Origin of the sequence: Polaribacter tangerinus (genome assembly GCF_038024095.1) — a bacterium.
Taxonomy (GTDB): domain Bacteria; phylum Bacteroidota; class Bacteroidia; order Flavobacteriales; family Flavobacteriaceae; genus Polaribacter; species Polaribacter tangerinus.
This window is the reverse complement of the sequence record NZ_CP150668.1, coordinates 2,150,665-2,172,569: the sequence shown is the minus strand read 5'-3', so window position 1 is coordinate 2,172,569 and position 21,905 is coordinate 2,150,665. Positions and strand designations below refer to the sequence as shown.

Below are 21,905 nucleotides of genomic sequence, written 5' to 3'. Positions count from 1 at the left end.
TGAAACTTGCATCTTGATGTATTTTCAAAAAATAAAAAAATTTTAATTTTTTATTAGAGCTAATTTTAAATTTTAAAAATATTTTATATAATTTTTTTGACTTATCAAATATTATTCTCTCTAAAACTGTAAATCGTCAGCAAAAAGTGTACTGATTTAGACAAAAACTAAGAGAGTGTTTTCAAAATCATTAAATTTGAAATCTTATGAAAACACCCAAGAAACAAACCTCAGAAAAGAATAGAATATAGAGGGGAAACTGTCCGAGTTTCAAGAACGGGAGGTGTTTCTGCAACGAAAACATTTAAGGGTGATGGAGTTGGTGCAACCATTAATACAAAACACGGACTTCGTCTTCATAAACGATTATTTAAGGGGGCAAGAATGGGGTTTCAAAACGGTAACTTTCAATTTATTGGAAGATACAACAGTGGTCCATTCAATTTCAATGTTTCAAAAAACGGATTTAGTACATCCCTCAAAAACAAACGAGGTTCCTATAACATCTTTAAACCCAATTATTCCAGTTTCAAATTAGGAGGTGTTCAAGTTAGAAGGAAAAACGCTGCTACGTTTCAAATGATCTACATGTTGATCATTCTCTTTGTTAATTTCATTAAAGTAATTTGGCACATTTTCATCTCTATTTTGTGGTTTGATTTTTTAACTATAAAATGAATTGTAGATTTTACAATTGGATTTTTCAAAGGTGTTAGAGAAGTTAACTAAAGTCACTGGTAACTAAAGTGCCTTATAACTTTTATAGTTTACATGTTAAAAAATCCTTGTCCCAATATGTATTTAGTACGCTCATCTGATGTGATTCTAATATACTTAAGAAATTCCTTTTCAGTTTTATGACCCGAAAAATGCATGATATCTTGAATTGACATTCCTTTTAAGTACATATTGGTACAGAAACTTCTACGTGCAGTATGTGACTCCAACATTTCCCACTTTGGACGAATATAGGTTCTTTTTACTCCTCCCTTTGTATCATGACATAAAACATCTTCATTCATATCTAATCTTCTACCAATCAACTTGAGATACTTGTTTATCTTTTGGTCTGATAGTTTTGGAGGGGGTTGGTTATTATATCTGTGCATTATTTCTTTTAGTTCCTGTGTGATTGGACAGTTAACCTTAACACCACTTTTCTTTTGAAGAATTTCAAAAAAATGGACCCCATCCTTTTCTACAATATCAATACCAGATAATCTATTGTAGTCACTAATACGTTGTCCTGTATAACAACCCATTAAAAAAATATCTCTTGCTAACTCCATAGTCTTGTCATTTGAAAGATCTAAATCCTTAATCTTACGTATTTCATTCTCACTTAAATAAATCTTTGTTGGCTCCTCCGTTGGGATTGAAAACAACCTGAGATCTACATCTCCAATTAAACCTCTCCTCTTCCCTTCCAAAACAATCGTTTTTATTGATTTGAAATGTTTTGAAATGGTGTTTAATTTAAACCCTTGTTCAACCTCCAAAAACCTCTTAAAGTCGTTTAAAATAGGTCTTGTGAAAGATGTGAAATCAATTGATGTTGTGGAATCTGAAAACAATTTAAGTTTCTTTAAGGACTGTTTATATAGTAGTAAAGTAACATTTTCAATACTACCCCTCTTCTCCTCGATGAACTCATCTGCAAAAACAAAAAAATCATCTTGAATTACTTTTACTTCTGATTCAATATTTCGATTTGTCAACCTATCGAGAATAGATCTTAAAACTTCATTGTTAACTTCTTTTCCCTCCAATACTAATTCCGAATGATCATGAATGAGTTCATTCTGTAACTTGTCAAGGTATCTATTAACTGTTGCTGAATTAATTATAAGACTTCGATTTCTTCTAACTCTTTGTCTTTCAAAATCCCAATCTGCATAACCTACTGATATTCCAATTGAATATCTTAATCTTTGTCGTTTACCATAAGAAAACCATAATGAAATTGGACTTTCTTTTCTACTTTGTCTTAATGACTCTTTGGATTCCTTCAAATTGTACCTTACAGTTCCTAATTGTGGTTTAATTATTTTCTTCATACAGCTAATATACAGCGCATAAAGGGTGTGCTCAAAGGTGTGCGCAGTTTAGTTATTTGTAGTTTATTTCTCTTTATTTCATTTTATGTCTCTATAATAAAAATGATGTTATATCATTAATTTTTAATGATTTAGGTGTTTTTAAGATTAAATGAAATAAAGTAAATTCTTCCTGGAGGTACCACTTAAAAACCCTGTAAACATTTGTTTACAGGGTTTTTTGTTTTGCAGTACTAAAAGTTCAATAAAACTTACTAAATTCGATGTTTGTTTATTTACTCAACAAAAAAAAGCAAGATGAAACAGCGAATTAAGTACTGTAAAATATGTAAAAAAGATTTTTCTACGATGTATCGTATACAATACGAAACAAAAAAAGAATGGGTATTTGTATGTAAAGATTGCTTACTAAAGGTAAAAAAAGACAACCCCCAATATAGGTATGGAGGTACTTGGAAAGCGTAAACTAGGAATTAAAAAGTAATTATTACACATAACCAAGCACTTCCTCTAAAACGGTATTTTTATTTTTAGGATTCCAAACAACCGAAAGAGTGGTTTTTTGAGGTATATTTTCTAACTCTATAAATTTTACTTTATGTCCTCTTTTTTTTGCGAGTGATTTTGGAACTATAGATATTCCAAAATTGTTTTCTACCAACTTAAAAATAGAACTTGCATGAATGGTATTGTGAGAAATTACAGGAGTAAAACCACAATCGTCAAATATTTGCATTACTTTTTCGTAATAAGAAACACTATAATGAGCGTCGAAAAGTACAAATGACTCTTCCTTAAATTGAGCCATACTTTTAAAAGTAGCCGAGTTTATGGGATGCTCTTTGGGTAAAACCAAACAAAAATTTTCCTTTATAATAATTTTAGATTCTAAATATCTTGGTATCCTTTCTAAGCGAACAAAACCAATATCAATGGTAAAGGATACCAAATCTTCTAGTTGTTGCTTATTATTCAATTCTTTTAAGTTGAACAATATATCAGGATTTTTATGTTTAAAATTGAGTAATAAATCGGGAATTACCTGCTGCATTGCAGAGCCAACATAGCCTATTTTTAATTCCCCTTTTTTACCATCCGACAATAATTTTGCCATTTCTAAAGTATGTGAAAGCACTTTTAATTGAGACGAAAATTCGCTTTTTAAATACTCTCCAACTTTTGTTAACTCAACTTTCCTATTATGCCTCTCAAAAAGCACTACACCCAACGATTCTTCTAATAATTTTATCTGCCTACTTAAGCCTGGCTGAGATATAAATAACTTTTCTGCAGCCTTTCTAAAATGCAGCTCCTCTGCTACTGCCAGAAAATAATTTATATGGCGTATTTCAATTTGATAACTCATAGTTATTAATTATTGATAAAATTAGTATTATTATGTATCAAAAGTAATCATAAATTTGTAAAAACAATAATCTACACAAAGTATGTTTAAATATGGAATAGACAGGCTTACTTTACACAAAGTAGCAGAAATTGCGTCGGGAAATTTAAAAGCATATATAGATAAAGAAGCAACACAAAAAATAATTGCCAGTAGGCAAAAAGTGAGTATAATTACACAAAACAAAAAAGCTGTATACGGTATAAATACAGGTTTTGGACCATTGTGTGATGTTCAAATATCCCCCAAAGAAACCAACCAACTGCAGACGAACTTATTAGTGACTCATGCAGTTGGTATTGGTGAAAACATAGACAAAAACCTTTCGAAATTGATGATGATTTGCAAAGTACATGCGCTTTGCCAAGGATATTCTGGTGTGCGTTTGTCTTTAATTGAAAGAATTATTTATTTTATAGAAAATAACCTTCTACCAACAGTACCCAAACAAGGTTCTGTTGGTGCATCAGGAGATTTAGCTCCACTTTCTCATCTTTTCCTACCACTTATTGGAGAGGGTGATTTTTGGGTAGATGATAAAATTTTACCGGCTAAAGAAGTTTTAAAAATGCATAATTTAGCTCCTTTAGAACTCAAAGCCAAAGAGGGTTTGGGACTAATTAACGGAACGCAGTTTATTTTAGCCCATACCATTAGTGGGTTAATAAAAATGGAATATTTGCTTGATTTGGTAGATGTTTGCGGTGCGATGAGCATAGAGGGCTATAAAGGCAGTCAATCTCCATTTAAAGAAGAATTGCATAAAATTAGACCTTATAAAGGAACTATAAAAGTGGCCGAAAGAATGCGATTTCTCTTGCAAGATTCTCAAAACACTAGTTCTCATGAAAATTGCGAAAGAGTACAAGACCCATATTCTATGCGTTGCATACCGCAAGTTCATGGTGCCTCTAGAAATGCGTTTTATCATTTAAAGGAATTGGCAGAAATAGAAATGAATTCTGTTACTGATAATCCAATTATTTTAAGTGAAACCGAAGCTATTTCTGGCGGTAATTTTCATGGTCAACCACTTGCAATGGCACTAGACTATTGCTCTATCGCTGCTTCAGAACTTGGTAATATAGCAGACAGGCGTTGTTATTTACTTTTGGAGGGTAAATATGGTTTACCAAGATTGCTTACCGAAAGTGGTGGTTTAAACTCTGGTTTTATGATTCCGCAATATACCACTGCAGCTTTGGTTACTGAGAATAAATCGTTGTGTTTTCCTCCTTCTGCAGATAGTATCCCTACTTCTTTAGGACAAGAAGACCATGTATCTATGGGGAGTATTTCTGGAAGACAGTTTAATGAAATACTTGGTAATTTAGAAAAAATATTGGCCATAGAATTAATGTATGCCGCACAAGCATTAGAATTTAGACGCCCCAATACATTTTCTAAAATAATAGAACAAAACCACGCTATTATAAGAGAAAAAGTAAAAAAACTAGAAAATGATAGAATTCTAAAAGATGATATTCAAGAACTATTATCCTTAGTAAAAAATAAACAAATAATTGTAAAATAAACGCAAAAGAACATGTCATTTAAGAAACAAATTTTACAAGGTATCCCAGCAGTTCTGCCTCAAAAAAAATCGTATCCAACAGAAGCTAATAGTGCTCCAAAAAGAACAGATTGTTTAACAATTGAAGAAAAGCAGTTGGCTATTAAAAATGCTTTACGTTATTTTCCAAAAAAATGGCATAAAGAATTAGCTATTGAATTTGCTGAGGAATTAAAGGAATTTGGACGAATATATATGCATCGATTTAAACCCGATTATGAAATATATGCAAGGCCAATATCGGAGTATCCAGCTAAAACAGAGGCTGCTGCTGCTATTATGTTAATGATTCAAAACAACCTGAATCCTGCAGTTGCTCAACATCCAGAAGAATTAATTACCTACGGAGGAAATGGTGCAGTTTTTCAAAACTGGGCTCAGTATTTATTGGTAATGCAATATTTAGCGCATATGACAGACCAGCAAACCCTACATTTGTACTCTGGCCATCCGATGGGTTTGTTTCCATCTTCTAAAAATGCCCCAAGAGTTGTAATAACAAACGGAATGGTAGTTCCTAATTACTCAAAACCAAATGATTGGGAGAAAATGAATGCGTTGGGTGTTTCTCAATATGGTCAAATGACCGCTGGCTCTTTTATGTATATCGGTCCGCAAGGTATTGTTCATGGAACCACAATTACCGTTATGAATGCATTTAGAAAAATATTAAAAAAAGGAGATACTCCCAACGGAAAAATATTTTTAACTGCTGGTTTGGGTGGTATGAGTGGTGCGCAACCAAAGGCAGGAACTATTGCCGGCTGCATAACTATTTGTGCAGAAATTAATAAAAAAGCTGCTACTAAAAGACATCAGCAAGGTTGGGTAGACGTTTTAATTGACAATATTGATGTGTTAGTAGACCGGACGTTGGCAGCTCAAAAAAACAATGAAATTGTTTCCATTGCCTATATTGGAAATATTATTGATGTTTGGGAACGCTTTGATGAAGAAAATATACGTATTCATCTTGGCTCCGACCAAACATCATTGCATATTCCTTGGACAGGCGGATATTATCCTGCAGATTTATCTTACGAAGAATCTAATTTAATGTTAAGAGAAAATCCAACATTATTTAAAGAAAAGGTACAAATATCCTTAAGAAGACACGCAAAAGCGATAAATAAACACGCTAAAAAAGGTACTTATTTTTTCGATTATGGAAATGCATTTTTATTAGAAGCTTCTAGAGCTGGCGCAGATGTTATGGCTTCTAATAATATAGATTTTAAATATCCTTCTTATGTTCAAGACATTTTAGGTCCTATGTGTTTCGATTATGGCTTTGGCCCTTTTAGATGGGTTTGTGCCTCTGGAGACCATAAAGATTTAGATAAAACAGACACTATTGCTGCAGAGGTTCTACAAAAGCTAATGGATGAATCTCCAGAAGAAATAAAACTGCAAATGCAAGACAATATTACATGGATTAAAAATGCCAAAAAGAACAAACTAGTTGTTGGGTCGCAAGCAAGAATATTGTATGCAGATGCTATTGGAAGGATAAAAATTGCTACTGCTTTTAATAATGCAATCGCAAAAGGAGAAATCGGTCCTGTTATTTTGGGCAGAGATCATCACGATGTAAGCGGAACAGACTCTCCTTTTAGAGAAACTTCAAACATTTACGATGGTAGTAAATTTACTGCAGACATGGCTATTCATAATGTTATTGGAGATAGTTTTAGAGGTGCTACATGGGTTTCTATTCACAATGGCGGTGGTGTAGGCTGGGGAGAAGTAATTAATGGTGGCTTTGGTTTGTTGTTAGATGGTTCTAAAGAAGCCGAAAAAAAACTAAAAAACATGCTTTTTTACGACGTTAATAATGGAATTGCAAGAAGAAGTTGGGCTAGAAATAAAGAAGCACTTTTTGCTATTAAAAGAGAAATGGAAAGAACACCAAATTTAAAAATTACCATACCAAACCTTGTAGAGGAAACTATTCTAAAAGACCTATTCTGATGAAACTACTATTCAAAAACATTAAAGAACTCATTCAAATACGAGACAGCAATACCACTTTTGTTGCTGGTAAAGAAATGGGGAATTTACCAAGCTTAAAAAATGCTTTTTTAATAGTTGAAGATGGAGTGATTGCTGATTTTGGGAAAATGAATGATTGTCCTAATGATTCTTTTACCCAAACAATAGATGCTACAGGTAAAATATTAATGCCTACATGGTGCGATTCTCATACGCATATTGTGTATGCAGGTTCTCGAGAAACTGAATTTGTAGATCGGTTAAAAGGTAAAACCTACGAAGATATAGCCAAAAACGGAGGAGGAATTTTAAATTCTGCAAAAAGGCTTGAACGAACAACAGCGCAAGATTTATATACAGAAAGTAAATTACGATTAGACGAGGTTATAAAACTTGGTACTGGTGCTATAGAAATTAAATCGGGTTATGGCTTAACGAAAGATGCTGAGTTAAAAATGTTGCGAGTAATAAAAAAGCTTCAAAAAAATTATCCCATAGAAATAAAAGTTACCTTTTTGGGTGCTCATGCAGTTCCATCATCCTACAAAAACAAAAAAAATGAGTATTTAAAAATGCTTATTGATGATGTTTTACCAATTATAAAAAAAGAAAAGCTTGCCGATTTTATTGATGTTTTTTGTGAAGAAGGATACTTTTCTGTCTCCGATACTCACACTATTTTAAAAGCTGGCAAAGATATAGGGTTACAAGGTAAAATTCATGTAAATCAATTTCATTCTATTGGCGGCGTTGCTGCAGGAGTAGAAAACAACGTTCTTTCTCTAGATCATTTAGAAATACTTACCGATGCAGATATCAATTCTTTAAAGAACACCAAAACTATGCCTGTAGCTTTGCCTAGCTGCTCCTTTTTTTTAGGACTACCATATACTCCTGCACGAAAAATTATAAATGCCCATTTACCAATTGCCTTAGCTTCTGATTACAACCCTGGCTCATCTCCATCCGGAAACATGAATTTTGTAGTAGCAACTGCTTGTATAAAAATGAAAATGACTCCCGAAGAAGCTATTAATGCTGCTACTATTAATGGTGCTTATGCAATGAATTTAAGCAACAAAATAGGAAGTATTACAAAAGGAAAACTAGCAAATATAATGCTTACAAAACCAATTCAATCCTATGCATTTATTCCCTATTCTTTTGGTAATAATTGTATAGAAAAAGTATTTGTAAAAGGAAAAGAAATATTAACACCTTAATAAATGGATTTTAACAAAGAACTCATTGAAAATTATATTCCTGGTAACCAAAAAAATTGGACAGGTAGGCACACCGAGAATAGTTTGCAGTATTGGTATCAAATTATTGAAACCGAAAATGTAACGAAAAAATTTTCTAAAGCAAATTTCGGACTTATTGGTTATGCTTGTGATGAAGGAGTTCGAAGAAACTTGGGGAGAGTGGGTGCAAAAAATGGCCCCAAAAATATTCGTACTAAATTAGCTAAAATTCCTTTTCACTTTCAGGATAAAAAAATCATAGATTTTGGTGATATTACCTGTAATGACGATAAACTAGAAAATTGTCAGCGTTCTTTTTCTGAAGTAATTGGTAAACTTATTTCTCAAAAAATAATACCCATTGGTTTGGGAGGTGGACATGATATTGCCTACGCAAATTTTAATGGAATTAAAAAAGGTATTAAAGATTTTAAAAATCATAAAATCGGTATTTTAAATTTTGATGCACATTTCGATTTAAGAAAAACAACAAATCTTTCTAATTCTGGAACACCATTTTATCAAATTTTATCAGAAAACAATAACGTTTACTACTTGCCTATTGGAATTCAACAACAATCTAATACAAAAGAACTCTATGAAATTGCAGCTAACAATTCGGTAGAATTTATTTCAAACTTTGATTGTAGCGAACTCACAAATCAACTAAAAGACAAGCTACAATCTTTTATAGATAATATTGATTATCTATATCTTACAATAGATTTGGACGGCTTTTCATCTGCCTATGCACCTGGTGTTAGTGCTCCTTCTCCACTGGGTTTCTCCCCAAAGTTTATGTATGATATTATTCCTTTTATATTAAAAACTCATAAAGTTGTATCTTGTGATATTGCAGAATTAAATCCTAAATACGACATCGATAACCACACCGCTACTCTTGCTGCTAGAATAATAGATTGTATCGTTTCTAATTCCAAAAAAACACCCTTTTAAAATTTCTTTTAAAAGGGTGTATGGTTACTTTTTTACTGTTGATTTAAAATTTATAAGAAAGTAAAAACTCCATTGTATCGCCAGTATTGGTTAACTCTGGCTCTGAATATACCTCATAGGTCCAACCCAACATCAAATTAGGATTGATAGCCAATTGTACAATTCCTGCAAAACTTGTGCTAGTTCTATACGTGGCTCCTAAAGTAAACTTATCATCTAAACTCAACATCGTATTAAAATCTACACTACTAGGTGAACCTATTACACTTCTTGCAAAAATGCTTGGTCGTAATCGTAAATTATACGCTTCGTTTACTATAAAATCATAGCCCACCGAACTGTAATAATGCATCCTATCTCGAGAGCTTGCTACTCTACCATTATTCTCTGTAGCTCGCTCTGTGCTTAACAAACGTGGACTTCCCAAAGAAAGGTAAAAATTGCCTCGCGTGTAATACGCTCCAAAACCAATATTGGGCGTAAAATTTGCAATTGAATTCAACGAAGGATCTACCACATAGCCATACGTACGCAAATTAAACGTATTTACGCTGTAAAAATTCCCTCCTCCTTTTAAACCTAAATATAAGGTAGATTGCTCATCTAACTGCAATCGGTAAGAATAATCGATTCCTACAAAGGTAGATTGTTCGATAAATACTTTATCTGTTATTACAGACAAACCCAATCCAACATTCTTGCCTGCATAAAAACCATAAGTTAAACTAGTGGTGGTTGGTGCATCTGCAACTCCTTGCCATTGTCTTCTGTGAAGTATCGATAACTTTGAGCTCTCGCCGATACTTACCGCAGCAGGGTTAAACAACGACATTTGCTCTGTGTACTGTGAGATTAAACTCTCTTGTTGCGCCTGTAAATTACTACTAATTACTATCATTAATAGCACAACAACTGTATATATTTTTTTCATTTCTTTACTTTTATAACTATGCATGAATGTTTATTGTGTAATGTATATCCAACCTTGATAATCTACCATACCATCGCCATCTAAATCTATTTGATAGTAGTACGAAGCACCATTAACTACTGCGGTAGCTCCGTTGCCTTTATGAGAACCATCCCAAGTGTTTTGATATCCTTTCTTGGCATAAATTTGTTGTCCCCAACGGTTGAATACTTTTACCATATTGTTCGGATAATTCTCGATGTTGTAAATCATCCACCTATCATTTTTGCCATCTCCATTTGGTGTAAAGGCTTCTGAAATGTTAATCTCTTGGGTATCGCAAACATCGCCCTTACCATCATAGTCTCGATCTTCTTGACCAGGATTGTATACAAACTGACAATTGTCTGTACTATCTAACACTCCGTCATTATCATCATCTGTATCACCGGCATCATTAATACCATCGCCATCATTATCTGTTCCGTTGTCTAAAATTCCATCACCATTTACATCAACATCTTCATCGTTGTTAATACCATCACCATCAATGTCTGGGTCATTATCATCATTAACGCCATCGCCATCAGTATCTTCTCCGTTGTCTAAAATTCCATCGCCATCAACATCGGCATCTTTATCGTTGTTAATACCATCACCATCAATGTCTGAGTCAGAATTATCACCAATACCATCGTTGTCGGTGTCCTTGTCTTCTTTATCATCTAAAGGAAAAGCATCATCTGTATCGGGCGTTCCATCGTTATCATCGTCTGGGTCACAATTATCTTTTACCCCATCGTTATCTGTATCAACTCCGTTAGAAGTTACCTCTACTATTGCTGTTTTGGTAGCAACATTTCCATGAACGTCTGTAACGGTTAAAGTAACTGTATTTACACCGATATTTGAACAATCAAATGAACTTGGGCTAACCGTAATACTTTGTATTGCTGAATTATCTGATGAACCATTATCTATATCTGAAGCTTTTATAACCGCTTTTCCATCGGCATCTAATTCAACATTAATATTTTTAGTAACAACCAAAGGCTTTAACTTATCTTCTACCGTAACCATAGCTGTTTTGGTAGCTTTATTTCCTTGACTATCTGTAACTGTTAAAATAACAGTATTAACACCTACATCTGTTGATGTAAATGAATTTGGACTAACAACAGTAGTTGCTATTGTACAATTATCGCTTGAATTATTATTGACATCTGAAGCTTGTATTGTAGCGTTTCCGTTTATATCTAACTGAACTACTATATCTTTAGTTGCTATTATCGGAGCCATTTTATCTTCAACTTTAACGATGGCTGTTTTTGTAGCCGTAATTCCAGAAATACTAGTAACACTTAAAACTACTGTATTATTACCGACGTTTGAACAATTAAACGAGCTTGGAGTCACCGAAATATCACTAATTCCATATAAATCTGAAGAACCATTATCTACATCTGAAGGCTGTATAGTGATATTGCCAGAGATATTTAACTGAACTGTAATATCTTTGGTTTTAACCAGGGGTGGTAATGTTTCTTTAATAGTAACTGTGGCAGTCTGTGTAGATACATTTCCATATCCATCAGTAACTGTTAAAGTAACAGTATTTGCTCCAATTTCTGACCTTGTAAATGAATTTGGAGTAACAGTTCTGCTAACAATTTTACAATTATCTGATGATCCGTTGTCAATTTGATCAGCACTAATAGTTGCTTTTCCTAAGCTATCTAATTCAACGGTTATGTCTTTAGTAATTATAGTTGGAGAAATATCGTCAATAACCTTTACCGCCACCCTACTACTTTCACAGCCGCTAGCATTTACTGCTTGAGCATAGTAAGTACTTCCAAGAGTTAAGGGTAATGAGTTTTGTAGAGGAGAGCCACCCGAAGCACTAGCATACCATTCTAATGTATGATCATTTGCTAGTGTAGCTTGTAAATCTGAAACCGTATTACTTGCACACAATGATTGAGTAGAAACTACTGTAGGTGCAGTTGCAGCAGAATTTACAGTAACCAATACTGTGGTTGGCTCTGCACATGAATTGCTGGTATCAATTACTGAATATGTGGTGGTTACAGTTGGAGAAGCTACTACCTTATTACCTGTTGTAGTGTCTAAACCTGTTGCAGGACTCCATAAATAAGAACTACCTCCACTTGCAGTAAGTGTAACACTTTCTCCCTCACATATTTGAATATTTGAGCAAGATGGGTTCTCTGCACCAAATGCCATATTACAATAAATTTCATCTGCTAAATAATTAAAAGTCAATGAACTATGTGTTCCTGGAAAACTTACAATTGTAAAACCCTCTCTACCAGTCATGTTAGAACTGTCTGTAAAAGTCATAGCTGCATTACTCCATATTTGCTGGTAAGGAACTGAGGTTGAAATACCAACTGGTGTTGCAGGGTTTCCAATACTTGAAAAGGCTACTTGAGGATTGGTAACTGGTTTGCTAAAACCTATGGTAAAAGTACCTGCAAAATCATTTCTTATGGTAGTTGTATTCGGTACATTGTATTCTGATGGAAAGGTTGTATGACCATACATTCTAGGAGTAGTTTTTAAACCACTGTTAGAATGTGTTACGGTAACATCTACATCTCCAAACAATACCCCTCGACCAGTAGATGCAGATACAGACTTCCAATCTACCCACTCTAAACCAGCAGCATCACATAATGAATTGCTAATTGATAAAGGTTGCGGTACTATATTAATGGTAGCAGATAATGCTACTGTCTTAGAAGTAACACCTGTTGAAGATATTGTTAAATTACCTGAAATACTCCCTGATGCAGCCGCATCATTGGTTCTTACATACACGGTAGTTGCTGATAAAGTTCCGCTTGTAGGCGAAATATTTAAAGAACTACTAAAATCTGAGCCAGAAGTTAAACTTACCTCAAAACCTGTTGGTGCATTAACTAACACATCAGTAGTTAATGATCCTCCTGACACAGATATTGTTTGTTCTGTTGAATTAGAGCCAAAACATGAGGTAAAGGTTGGTAATTCGGTATTTGATACGTTAACAAATGTAGAAATAACTGTTATTGTTGCAGTAGTCTCAGTTTCTAAATATAAACCGTTAGCTTCTTGTTTTGCAGTTATTGTTGCAACACCCTCACCAATTATAGTAACTTCATCACCTGAAATTTTCACCACATTTTCATCGCTACTAGTGTAAGTAAAAGCTCCTGCACTATTTGAAGTTGGTGCTGTTAAATTAAAATTTGAGTCAGTTACGGTTTTATTTATATCAGAAAAACCAGTTATTGTTGCAGGCCCGTAAACGTTTAAAGTATACACATCATCTAAACTTAAAACACCGTCTGCAACTTTTGTTGATATTGTATATGTACCTATATCTTCCAAAGAAGGGGTTCCTTTTATTGTAATACCCGTTTGTAACTGAAAAGCTTTGTTAGCTGATGTTGGCGCCCAGGATAAAACACCTGTACTACTTAAAGATATTCCCCAAATAGACCTAAATGTACTGTTATCAATCGTCTCATAAGAACTAAAATCGGGCGTATACTTTCTTATACCTAAATCTCTAAAACCTAAATAAATATTGTCAAAAGCATCAATTTCAACATCAAAAACAAAATTTGTAAATGTAATACCAACATCTATCAACTGACCACTTGTAGTGTATTTCCATACCTTTTTCCCATCTGGAGAGGTAATATACATTGTACCTGAACTATCAAAAGCACAACCAGATGCATTTCTTACATCTACCACATCAGAAATAGTGAAATTATTATTTATATCTACTTTTAAGATTTTACCTCTGTTATAATCGCCAACATATATAAAGCCATTGTTATACGTTAAGTTAAAAAAAACGGCATCGCCTAAAGGAACAACATCCTCACCTGTAGGGTTTGCTGATGTAATATCATATCTCATTAACCCTCCTTTTCTTAGCGAGTTATTTCTGTAACCAACATATAAATAATTGTCTACCACTACTGCACCACCATAAACAGTTGCATTCAATTGAGTTTTAGTTGCCCAATTTGTTACTGTACCATCTGGGGTTATTTTAAATATTCCATCTGAGCTAAATTGAGCAACATAATAGTTACCATTAGAATCTGAAGCTACAGCTGAAGCATTTGCTATTGGAGAGCTACCGATTTGAACACCTTTAGTTGAACCTTCTGTACTTAAAGATAAAAAGTTCGGTAACGTACCATTTGTAGTAAATTGTATTGGATTGTTGGTGCTAGATGTAGCTATTATTGGCGACACATATTCTTGACCTACATACGCAGTTGTTACAGGAGTTGAGGTAATATTTAAAGAGTTTTGAGTTTCGATTGAACCCCAAACTCCACCTGAAGTGGCTCTTTGAGGTGTTATGTTTAATTTCTTATTAGAAATTGTAAACATTTGTGATATACATTGAGATGTGGAGCCTCCGGTAGCTAATGAGCTCCAAGTTGTTGTTAGTCTATCTTTAGAGTCTGTGGGAGGTGTTCCACTAAAACTATTAATGAAAAACCCATCACAAGTATAACTTGTTTGAGTTGCAGTTCCAACAAATATACCAGCTGGGGCTGATGCAATACCTAAACTATTACTTGTTAAATCATCTAAGGGAAGATTATCTATTATGGTACCCAAAGTTACCCGAACATTATTACCATTAGGAAAAACAATTTGATGAATATTTGTACGTAACAAACTTACATTCTCTGGATTTACATTTTGGAAGGTAAGTGTAAGTGGCTCATCAACAAAAGAAATGCCTCCATAAAAGCCAGATACTTTATTTATAGTTATCTTATATTCAACGGTAGACTTAGTTACGCCATTTGATACTGATAATTGAAGATTATTTTGTATTTTTTCTTTAATTAAAGAAGAATTGTAATCTAAAATATCTAACAGAATACTCTCATGATATATTGAGTGAAAGTTGTTTTTGAGAGTACTCAATTTATAATTATTCTTTGTTGTTAAAGAATAATCAGATAACTCTTTACTGTTACTTCTAACAGTTAAAGGAGTAAAAAATAAAAAGATAAATAGAGTTGCTAGGAAAGTGAAAAGCCTATTTTTGTGCTTAACACATAAAAATGTATTCATAGTTTTGGGGGATTAAGATAAATTCTAATAATAACTTATTAGTTTGCAAAACTAGTTTAGTTGTAAGACTTAATTGAATACATAGACTAGTTAGTTGTACTTATTTTAAAAAAAAGGACTTGCTATTTTAAAAAAAAGGACTACTTTTGAAATAAATTTTTTAATGTTTCTATTAGTTGCGTTTTTTCTTTTTAGTTGTTACATCTTAATAAAAAACATTCAAAAACCTAGATTAATTCTTCTAGGCACCTCTCTTGTAATCGTATCTATCTATGCAATTAGTCATTACACTGTAAATCATAGTGGTTATGAAATTATTAAAGTAATACTTTACAACCATTTTACACCTTTTTACTTAATTATTGGACCTAGCTTTTATTTTTTTATCAAGCTTACTTTATTCAATAAAAAGCGATTAAAAAAGATACACCTACTACACCTATTACCTGCTATTATACAAACATTTGCTATAGGTGCTTATATGTTTTGGCCTTGGGAGGAAAAATATGAGCTGGTTAACGCTATTTATACAACTCCTGCAAACCAAGCTCATGAAGGGGTAAACAGTTTTTTTACTCCCCAATTTAACCATGGCTTCAGGTTAGCTCATGTAATTTTTTATGTTAGTGCTGCTATTTATGTACTTTTAAAATATAAAAAAACAAGTGTTGCAACAGAGCGCAAAAAAATTAGAACCTTACTACTCATCTCTTATTTATTTTTGTGCAGTGTTATATTGTACGCGTTGCACATTACATTTATCATTATAACAAGTATTTACTCCAGTTTATTTATAGACATTATTATTTATTTAGATGTTTTATTATTAGCTCTTTTAGCCATACAGTTTGTGAATCATCCGGAGTTATATATCAATTCTAAAAAAATAAATAATAGCTATTTAGACAATTCTCCCTTTTTTAGAAAAAAGAAATCGAAAATAATACAAGAATTAACGGAGTCGGAAATAAATAAAATAACGGAAAAGCTAAATGAACTATTACAAAATGAGCTTTTTTTTTACAAATCAAAAAAATAATTTTAAAGAATTTAGCAACTATATTGGTGTGCCAGAATATAAGGTTCGCTTGTATTTAAAATCTGAAAACACTAGCTACATCGATTTGAAAAATAAAGTTCGGTTAAACATTGCAAAAAACTTACTTGCAGAAACCAAATTAACATATAGCTTAGATCATATTGCAGAAAAATCTGGCTTTGCTACACGGTCTAACTTTTTTACAATCTTTAAGAAATACGAAAAATGTTCTCCTAGAGAATATGTAAAATCTTAGAAAATAAAAAAAGCAGCTATATAAGAAATAGCTGCATTTTTTTTTAAACATCAATATAGCAAGGTTTTACTTCAGCATTTGAAGATTATTAACCTCTTGATTTGTTAGTGATCTCCATCTGCCTCTTGGCAAGTTCTTTTTTGTAAGTTCTGCAAAAATTACTCTGTCTAGTTTAGTCACTTTATAACCAACGTGTTCGAATATTTTACGTACAATTCTATTTCTACCAGAATGTATTTCTATACCTACTTCTGTTTTTGACTGTCCTTCTACATAAGAAACAGCATCAATAAAAACCTTTTTACCTTCTATGATTACTTCTCCCCTCAACTTTTCTAAATCCTTTAGCTCTAATTTTCTGTCTAAAGACGCATGGTATAATTTACGTACGTTGTGTTTTGGATGTGTTAATTTTTTTGCCAACTCACCATCGTTGGTAAACAATAGTAAACCAGTGGTATTTCTATCTAAACGACCCACCGGATATATTCTTTCTTTAGAAGCATTTGCTACCAATTCCATAACCGTTTTTCTACCCCTATCATCATCCATAGTGGTAATATAATTTTTAGGCTTATTCAACAATATATATCTTTTTTGCTCTGGTGAAATGGTGGTTCCGTCAAATCGTACTACATCATCTGGCTGAACTTTATAGCCCATTTCTGTAACTAATTTTCCATTTACCTCAACACTACCATGCTCTATATAAGTATCTGCCTCTCTACGAGAACAAATACCAGAGTTTGCAATATATTTATTTAAACGAATTCCTTCGGATTCACTTACTTTTTTGGTAGCAGATACTTTATTTGTACTTTTTTGAACAGGCTTTCTTCCTAGAGGAGAGCTTTTTTTAGTGGTGTTACTTTTTCTGCTAAGAGGAGATTTACTTTTACCTTCTTGTCGTCCTCTCGACGAGTTTTTATGTGATTTCATTTATTAAAATTTTTGCAAAGGTAGTTATAAAAATGAAGTTTAATTCAATCTGTCAATTACTTTCTCTAACAACAGAGAAGTATCAATAAAAATTAAACACAAAACACCTATAAATAAAAGTATTTTAAGAATGTTATGCAATAGTCTAAATTGGTCTTTTGAAACAGATTTCCATAGATATATTCCTACAAAAATTAGTACAGCAAGCGCAAAATAAAAGTAATAAACCATAGAACTTAGAGCAGCGTAATTAAATAAAATAAAGACAGGTATAAGTGTTAGTATCAATAAAAAAAGAATGACTTTTTTGGTCTTACTCTCTCCATAAACTACCGAAAAAGTATTATAATTGTTTGCAATGGCTCCCTTAATGTTTTCTAAATCTTTTAATAATTCTCTTACTAAAACTACTAAAAAAAGAAAGGCTGCATGAACAAAAATAATTTTTGAATAATTATTGTAGTGTACAAAAACAGCAAAGAAAGGCAAAATGGTAAGAATAGCTGCAGAAAAAACACCAAATAACGGGTTCTTTTTTAGCTTATGAGAATATAGCCATATTGCAAATATGTACACTGCAAAAAACAAGGCCGCCCTCCAAGAAACCAATATACCAAAGAAAAAACCAATAAAATTAAGTGTAAAATAGAGTTTCAATTTTGTAGACTGGCGTACATAACTATCTAAACCAACTTTTACTGGTTTGTTTATTTTGTCTATCTGAACATCATAAAAAGCATTAATTATATAGCCACCAGCTATTACAAAAACAGAGGCAGCAACTAAATAAAAAAGGTGTACATCTAAAACAACATCTTTTAAAGTAGTTGAAGGCGAGAAAATAAAAATTGCTGCTAAATATTGAGCAACCACCAAAACAAGAATATTGTATCCTCGTACTACAGAGAATAAACTTAAAAATTTTAGTATTATTCTTTTGAATTTGGGGGTTTTCATGATTGCCTAAAATCTATAAACTAATTCTAGCTTATAATCTTTTAAACTTTTTTGAGCCTTGGTAAAATCTTCTGTAAAACCTAAAATATAACCGCCACCACCAGAACCACATAATTTTAAGTAATAATCGTTGGTAGCTATACCTTGTTCCCAAATTTTATGAAACGCTTTCGGTATCATTGGTTTAAAATTCTTTAGAACTATTTTAGAGAGTAATTTAACATTACCAAATAAAGATTTTACGTTGCCTTGCAAGAAATCTTCTATACAAGCATCTGTAGTTGTAGAAAATTCTTCGCTAATCATTTTTCTAAAACCTTCATTTTTCATCTTATTCATAAAAATATTTACCATAGGTGCAGTTTCTCCTATTTGCTCAGAGTCCAATAAAAAAACAGCTCCTTTACCTTCTTTTTGAGACGGAATTCCGGCTGGCTCGACATTGTCTTTAGAGTTGATTAATATTGGTAAACTTAAGTAACTATTTAAAGGGTCTAAACCAGAACTTTTGCCATGAAAAAAAGATTCCATTAAACCGAAAATTTCTTTTAAATTTAAGAGTTTGTCTCGGGTTAAATTCTCTAATACAGTTATTTTGTTGGTGGCATATTTATCGTAAATAGAGGCTACTAAAGCACCTGAACTACCAACTCCGTAACCTTGTGGTATAGAAGAATCGAAATACATTCCGTTTGCGATATCTTGCTGGAACTCTTCTAAATTAAACTGCACCAGCTCGGTATTTAAATTGGCTAAATATTGGTGTAGTTTTTGTAAATTTTGGTTTGAGATAAGAGATTTTCCTAAAAGATTTTTTGAGGTTTTTAATGCACCTCTGTAGGCATTAAAAGGTATTGCCAATCCTTTAGAATCTTTTATTATTCCATATTCGCCAAACAATAATATTTTGGCATAAAATAATGGTCCTTTCATAGTGTTTTATATTAAGGTTACAAAAATACAAATTTTTATGTTAAGAAAATATCAATAAAAAGTTTTCCAAACACCTACTTTTTCGCCATTCTTATAGCGCCCTTTTTCTTTGATTTTGCCAGTTCTATAGTAGGATTTCCAAACTCCATCTTTTAAATTATTTGTATATTTTCCTGTAGTTTTTACTTCTCCTGTTACATAATAAGCAATAAACTTACCTTCTTTATTTTTAAAAGACATGGTAAATTCTTCCGCTATGGCTCCTATTTTATAATAATGAACTATGGCATATTTTTCGGAATCTTTTACTTTATCAAAAGTAAAATAAACGGCATCTTCTTCAAACACAGTATTTCCTTGAGCATCTAACCATGTTTTTTCTTGACCAACTAATGCTGAAAAAAACAACAAACTGAACGCTAAAAAAAGAAAAATTGATTTCATTGTATTTATAAACTTTCAGCCCCCAAACCGACCTCGTCTAAAATGTATTGTTTATGTTGGCAAAAAACAGCCAATTCACTATCTATAAATTTATGAATTGCCTTTTTTTCACTTTCAGGAAATAATACATGAACATTAGCTCCTGCATCTAAAGTAAAACAAACATTACTGTTGTGTTGAGCTCTATACTCCCAAATTTTATTAATAATTTCTAGTGTATTTGGCTTCATTAAAATAAAATAAGGATTGCTCATAAGCATCATTGCATGCAATGTTAATGCCTCACTTTCTACTAAATTTACAAAAGCTTTGATATCTCCTTCTGATAATATTTTAGTTATTTTAGATATATTTTGATTGGCTTGCAAAAAACGGTTTGATGCATATGGGTGTTGATGCATCAAATTATGCCCCACAGTACTAGAAACCTGCTTTTCTCCTTTGTCTACCAACAAAATTGCATCCTGATAATTCTTAAAAATAGTATGTATTTTAAACGGAAAACGTACTCCGTATAAATCGGAACTCTCAGGAATATCCTTATGATTTCCCCAAACAACTAAAGGACCTTCTATACTTCTACTTGCACTACCAGAGCCCAAGCGAGCTAAAAAAGAGGCTTTTTTATTAATAAAATCTGATGTAATTTCTGGATACAACTCTTTTTCTAAACTCATTAAACACATGGCAATAGCACTTAATCCGCTAGCAGAAGAAGCAATTCCGCTGGAGTGCGGAAAAGAATTCTCTGAATCAATAACCATTTTATAATCAAAAATATACGGACAATAATTTGCAATTCGTTTAAAAAATTCAGCAATTTTTGGCGTAAATTCCTCTTTGGGTTTTCCTTCAAAAAACAAATCGAAATTTACTGTTGCTACAGTATCAATTTTACTAAACTTAACAGATGTAATTGTATGGCAGTTGTTTAAAGTAAAGCTAATAGAAGTATTTTTAGGGATTTGAGAGTTGGACTTTCCCCAATATTTTACCAACGCAATATTACTTGGCGTTTTCCAGGTAAAAGTAGCTTCCTTAATATTTGAGGTTGTTGATTTTGGAATAAATTGTGCTGTATTCAAGAGTTTCTAATTTGCAGTAAAGATAAAACTATTTCAATAAAATAAGAATCGACTTTTTATGGTATTTTTGTAATGATGAAAACAACACGAGTTTTTTTATTATTAAATGGTAAACTTCCTCAAAAAATACCCAACCTTTCTGGTTATGATATTATTTGTGCAACTGATGGTGCTTATAATTATTTGAAAGAAAATAATATTGTTCCGGATTTTATTGCAGGCGATTTTGACTCCATAAAAAGTTTGGCTCAAAATATCGAAACCTTTCACACGCCCAATCAAAACTTTACCGATTTTGATAAAATAGTTGAAATTTTAATACAAAAAGGGTGTACAGAAATTGATGTATTTGGCGCAAGCGGAAAAGAGCAAGATCATTTTATTGGTAATCTAAGTACTGCCATACATTACAAAAACAGGTTAAAAATGACTTTTTATGACGCACATGGATATTATTTTTTAGCAGAACAAAAAGTAAATATCACCAATTGTCTTCACAAAACTATTTCTTTAATTCCGATGTCTTTTGTTTCTGAAGTTTATACAGAAGGTTTAGAGTATGAACTTGTTAATGAACATTTAGAAATGGGGAAAAAAATTGGTACACGTAATAAAGCCATAAAAAATAACATCTCTATAAACCACACAAACGGAAATTTATTTGTGTTTGTAAATGACTAAAAAAAATGAATAGAAAAATTAAACTTTTATGGGATTTTAGGGGTGAAGATGCCAAAGAAACTGCCATTCACCACACTAAACATCTAAAAGAATTTGCTGAGTTAGAAAATTTGTCTTTTTATGAAATTGATATTTTAGAAAAAAACCCAATGCTCGTATGTGCTTTTATTAGTGTTGATGAAAACAACCTAAAAACCTTCAGAGATGCCCTAAAACCTCACAGAGGAGAAATTACTTCGTAAACTAAAATTGCCTATTTTATTTTTTGATAATGCTATAAATATTAGTATCTTAAGCTCATATTCCTAAGCA

At 32.3% G+C, this 21,905-nt stretch carries 18 protein-coding genes; 9 read left to right on the top strand and 9 right to left on the bottom strand.

Features of this window, described 5'->3' with window-relative positions:
* Positions 1-767: 767 nt before the first annotated feature.
* Positions 768-2,057, bottom strand: coding sequence for a site-specific integrase (locus WHD54_RS09455; protein WP_088323662.1), 1,290 nt, complete (start codon positions 2,055-2,057; stop codon positions 768-770).
* Positions 2,058-2,354: 297 nt separating this feature from the next.
* Here WHD54_RS09455 and WHD54_RS09450 point away from each other — a divergent pair, with 297 nt between their 5' ends.
* The gene (locus tag WHD54_RS09450; protein WP_198943145.1) at positions 2,355-2,522 is read left to right on the top strand and encodes a hypothetical protein; all 168 of its coding nucleotides are present in this window, start codon (positions 2,355-2,357) and stop codon (positions 2,520-2,522) included.
* 22 nt (positions 2,523-2,544) lie between these two features.
* Here the strand turns inward: WHD54_RS09450 and WHD54_RS09445 are convergent, their stop codons facing one another.
* Positions 2,545-3,423, bottom strand: a complete 879-nt coding sequence (locus tag WHD54_RS09445; RefSeq protein WP_088323663.1) for a LysR family transcriptional regulator — start codon at positions 3,421-3,423, stop codon at positions 2,545-2,547.
* A gap of 82 nt (positions 3,424-3,505) precedes the next feature.
* Between WHD54_RS09445 and hutH the strand changes: the two genes are divergently transcribed.
* The 4 genes from hutH to hutG are packed head-to-tail and all read left to right on the top strand — an operon-like array spanning position 3,506 to position 9,228.
* The gene (gene hutH, locus WHD54_RS09440) at positions 3,506-4,996 is read left to right on the top strand and encodes a histidine ammonia-lyase (RefSeq protein ID WP_088323664.1); all 1,491 of its coding nucleotides are present in this window, start codon (positions 3,506-3,508) and stop codon (positions 4,994-4,996) included.
* A 12-nt stretch (positions 4,997-5,008) separates the two neighbouring features.
* Positions 5,009-7,006 carry a urocanate hydratase gene (locus WHD54_RS09435; RefSeq protein ID WP_088323665.1) on the top strand — a complete coding sequence of 666 codons (1,998 nt, stop codon included), beginning with the start codon at positions 5,009-5,011 and terminating at the stop codon, positions 7,004-7,006.
* Positions 7,006-8,250, top strand: coding sequence for an imidazolonepropionase (gene hutI, locus WHD54_RS09430; protein WP_088323666.1), 1,245 nt, complete (start codon positions 7,006-7,008; stop codon positions 8,248-8,250). Before WHD54_RS09435 ends, hutI begins: the two co-directional genes overlap by 1 nt.
* A gap of 3 nt (positions 8,251-8,253) precedes the next feature.
* Complete coding sequence (gene hutG / locus WHD54_RS09425; protein WP_088323667.1) at positions 8,254-9,228, top strand: formimidoylglutamase; 975 nt, start codon at positions 8,254-8,256, stop codon at positions 9,226-9,228.
* A gap of 43 nt (positions 9,229-9,271) precedes the next feature.
* Here the strand turns inward: hutG and WHD54_RS09420 are convergent, their stop codons facing one another.
* Both WHD54_RS09420 and WHD54_RS09415 read right to left on the bottom strand, forming a co-directional pair.
* Positions 9,272-10,159 carry a PorP/SprF family type IX secretion system membrane protein gene (locus tag WHD54_RS09420; protein ID WP_158211814.1) on the bottom strand — a complete coding sequence of 296 codons (888 nt, stop codon included), beginning with the start codon at positions 10,157-10,159 and terminating at the stop codon, positions 9,272-9,274.
* 30 nt (positions 10,160-10,189) lie between these two features.
* Positions 10,190-15,109: a gliding motility-associated C-terminal domain-containing protein gene (locus tag WHD54_RS09415; protein WP_143744249.1), complete on the bottom strand. Its 4,920-nt coding sequence runs from the start codon at positions 15,107-15,109 to the stop codon at positions 10,190-10,192.
* A 313-nt stretch (positions 15,110-15,422) separates the two neighbouring features.
* Here WHD54_RS09415 and WHD54_RS09410 point away from each other — a divergent pair, with 313 nt between their 5' ends.
* Both WHD54_RS09410 and WHD54_RS09405 read left to right on the top strand, forming a co-directional pair.
* The gene (locus tag WHD54_RS09410) at positions 15,423-16,298 is read left to right on the top strand and encodes a hypothetical protein (RefSeq protein WP_088323670.1); all 876 of its coding nucleotides are present in this window, start codon (positions 15,423-15,425) and stop codon (positions 16,296-16,298) included.
* Positions 16,267-16,554 carry a helix-turn-helix domain-containing protein gene (locus WHD54_RS09405; protein ID WP_158211815.1) on the top strand — a complete coding sequence of 96 codons (288 nt, stop codon included), beginning with the start codon at positions 16,267-16,269 and terminating at the stop codon, positions 16,552-16,554. The genes WHD54_RS09410 and WHD54_RS09405 overlap by 32 nt, the downstream gene beginning before the upstream one ends.
* A gap of 66 nt (positions 16,555-16,620) precedes the next feature.
* Here WHD54_RS09405 and WHD54_RS09400 read toward each other — a convergent pair whose 3' ends face one another.
* Genes WHD54_RS09400 through WHD54_RS09380 form a run of 5 tightly spaced genes read right to left on the bottom strand, consistent with a single transcriptional unit; the run spans position 16,621 to position 20,912 of the window.
* A complete protein-coding gene (locus WHD54_RS09400) occupies positions 16,621-17,493 on the bottom strand; it encodes a pseudouridine synthase (protein ID WP_088323672.1) in 873 nt (290 codons plus the stop codon).
* Between the two features lie 39 nt (positions 17,494-17,532).
* Complete coding sequence (locus WHD54_RS09395; protein WP_088323673.1) at positions 17,533-18,450, bottom strand: geranylgeranylglycerol-phosphate geranylgeranyltransferase; 918 nt, start codon at positions 18,448-18,450, stop codon at positions 17,533-17,535.
* Between the two features lie 6 nt (positions 18,451-18,456).
* Complete coding sequence (locus tag WHD54_RS09390) at positions 18,457-19,383, bottom strand: mevalonate kinase family protein (RefSeq protein WP_088323674.1); 927 nt, start codon at positions 19,381-19,383, stop codon at positions 18,457-18,459.
* Positions 19,384-19,434: 51 nt separating this feature from the next.
* Positions 19,435-19,827, bottom strand: coding sequence for a toxin-antitoxin system YwqK family antitoxin (locus WHD54_RS09385; protein WP_088323675.1), 393 nt, complete (start codon positions 19,825-19,827; stop codon positions 19,435-19,437).
* Between the two features lie 5 nt (positions 19,828-19,832).
* Positions 19,833-20,912 (bottom strand): diphosphomevalonate/mevalonate 3,5-bisphosphate decarboxylase family protein, encoded by a 1,080-nt coding sequence (locus WHD54_RS09380; protein ID WP_088323676.1) that lies wholly within the window; start codon positions 20,910-20,912, stop codon positions 19,833-19,835.
* A gap of 72 nt (positions 20,913-20,984) precedes the next feature.
* On the opposite strand from WHD54_RS09380, the gene WHD54_RS09375 reads away from it, so the two are divergent.
* A complete protein-coding gene (locus tag WHD54_RS09375) occupies positions 20,985-21,593 on the top strand; it encodes a thiamine diphosphokinase (protein ID WP_233130983.1) in 609 nt (202 codons plus the stop codon).
* A 5-nt stretch (positions 21,594-21,598) separates the two neighbouring features.
* Positions 21,599-21,835 carry a hypothetical protein gene (locus WHD54_RS09370; RefSeq protein WP_088323678.1) on the top strand — a complete coding sequence of 79 codons (237 nt, stop codon included), beginning with the start codon at positions 21,599-21,601 and terminating at the stop codon, positions 21,833-21,835.
* The last annotated feature ends 70 nt before the right edge of the window (positions 21,836-21,905 follow it).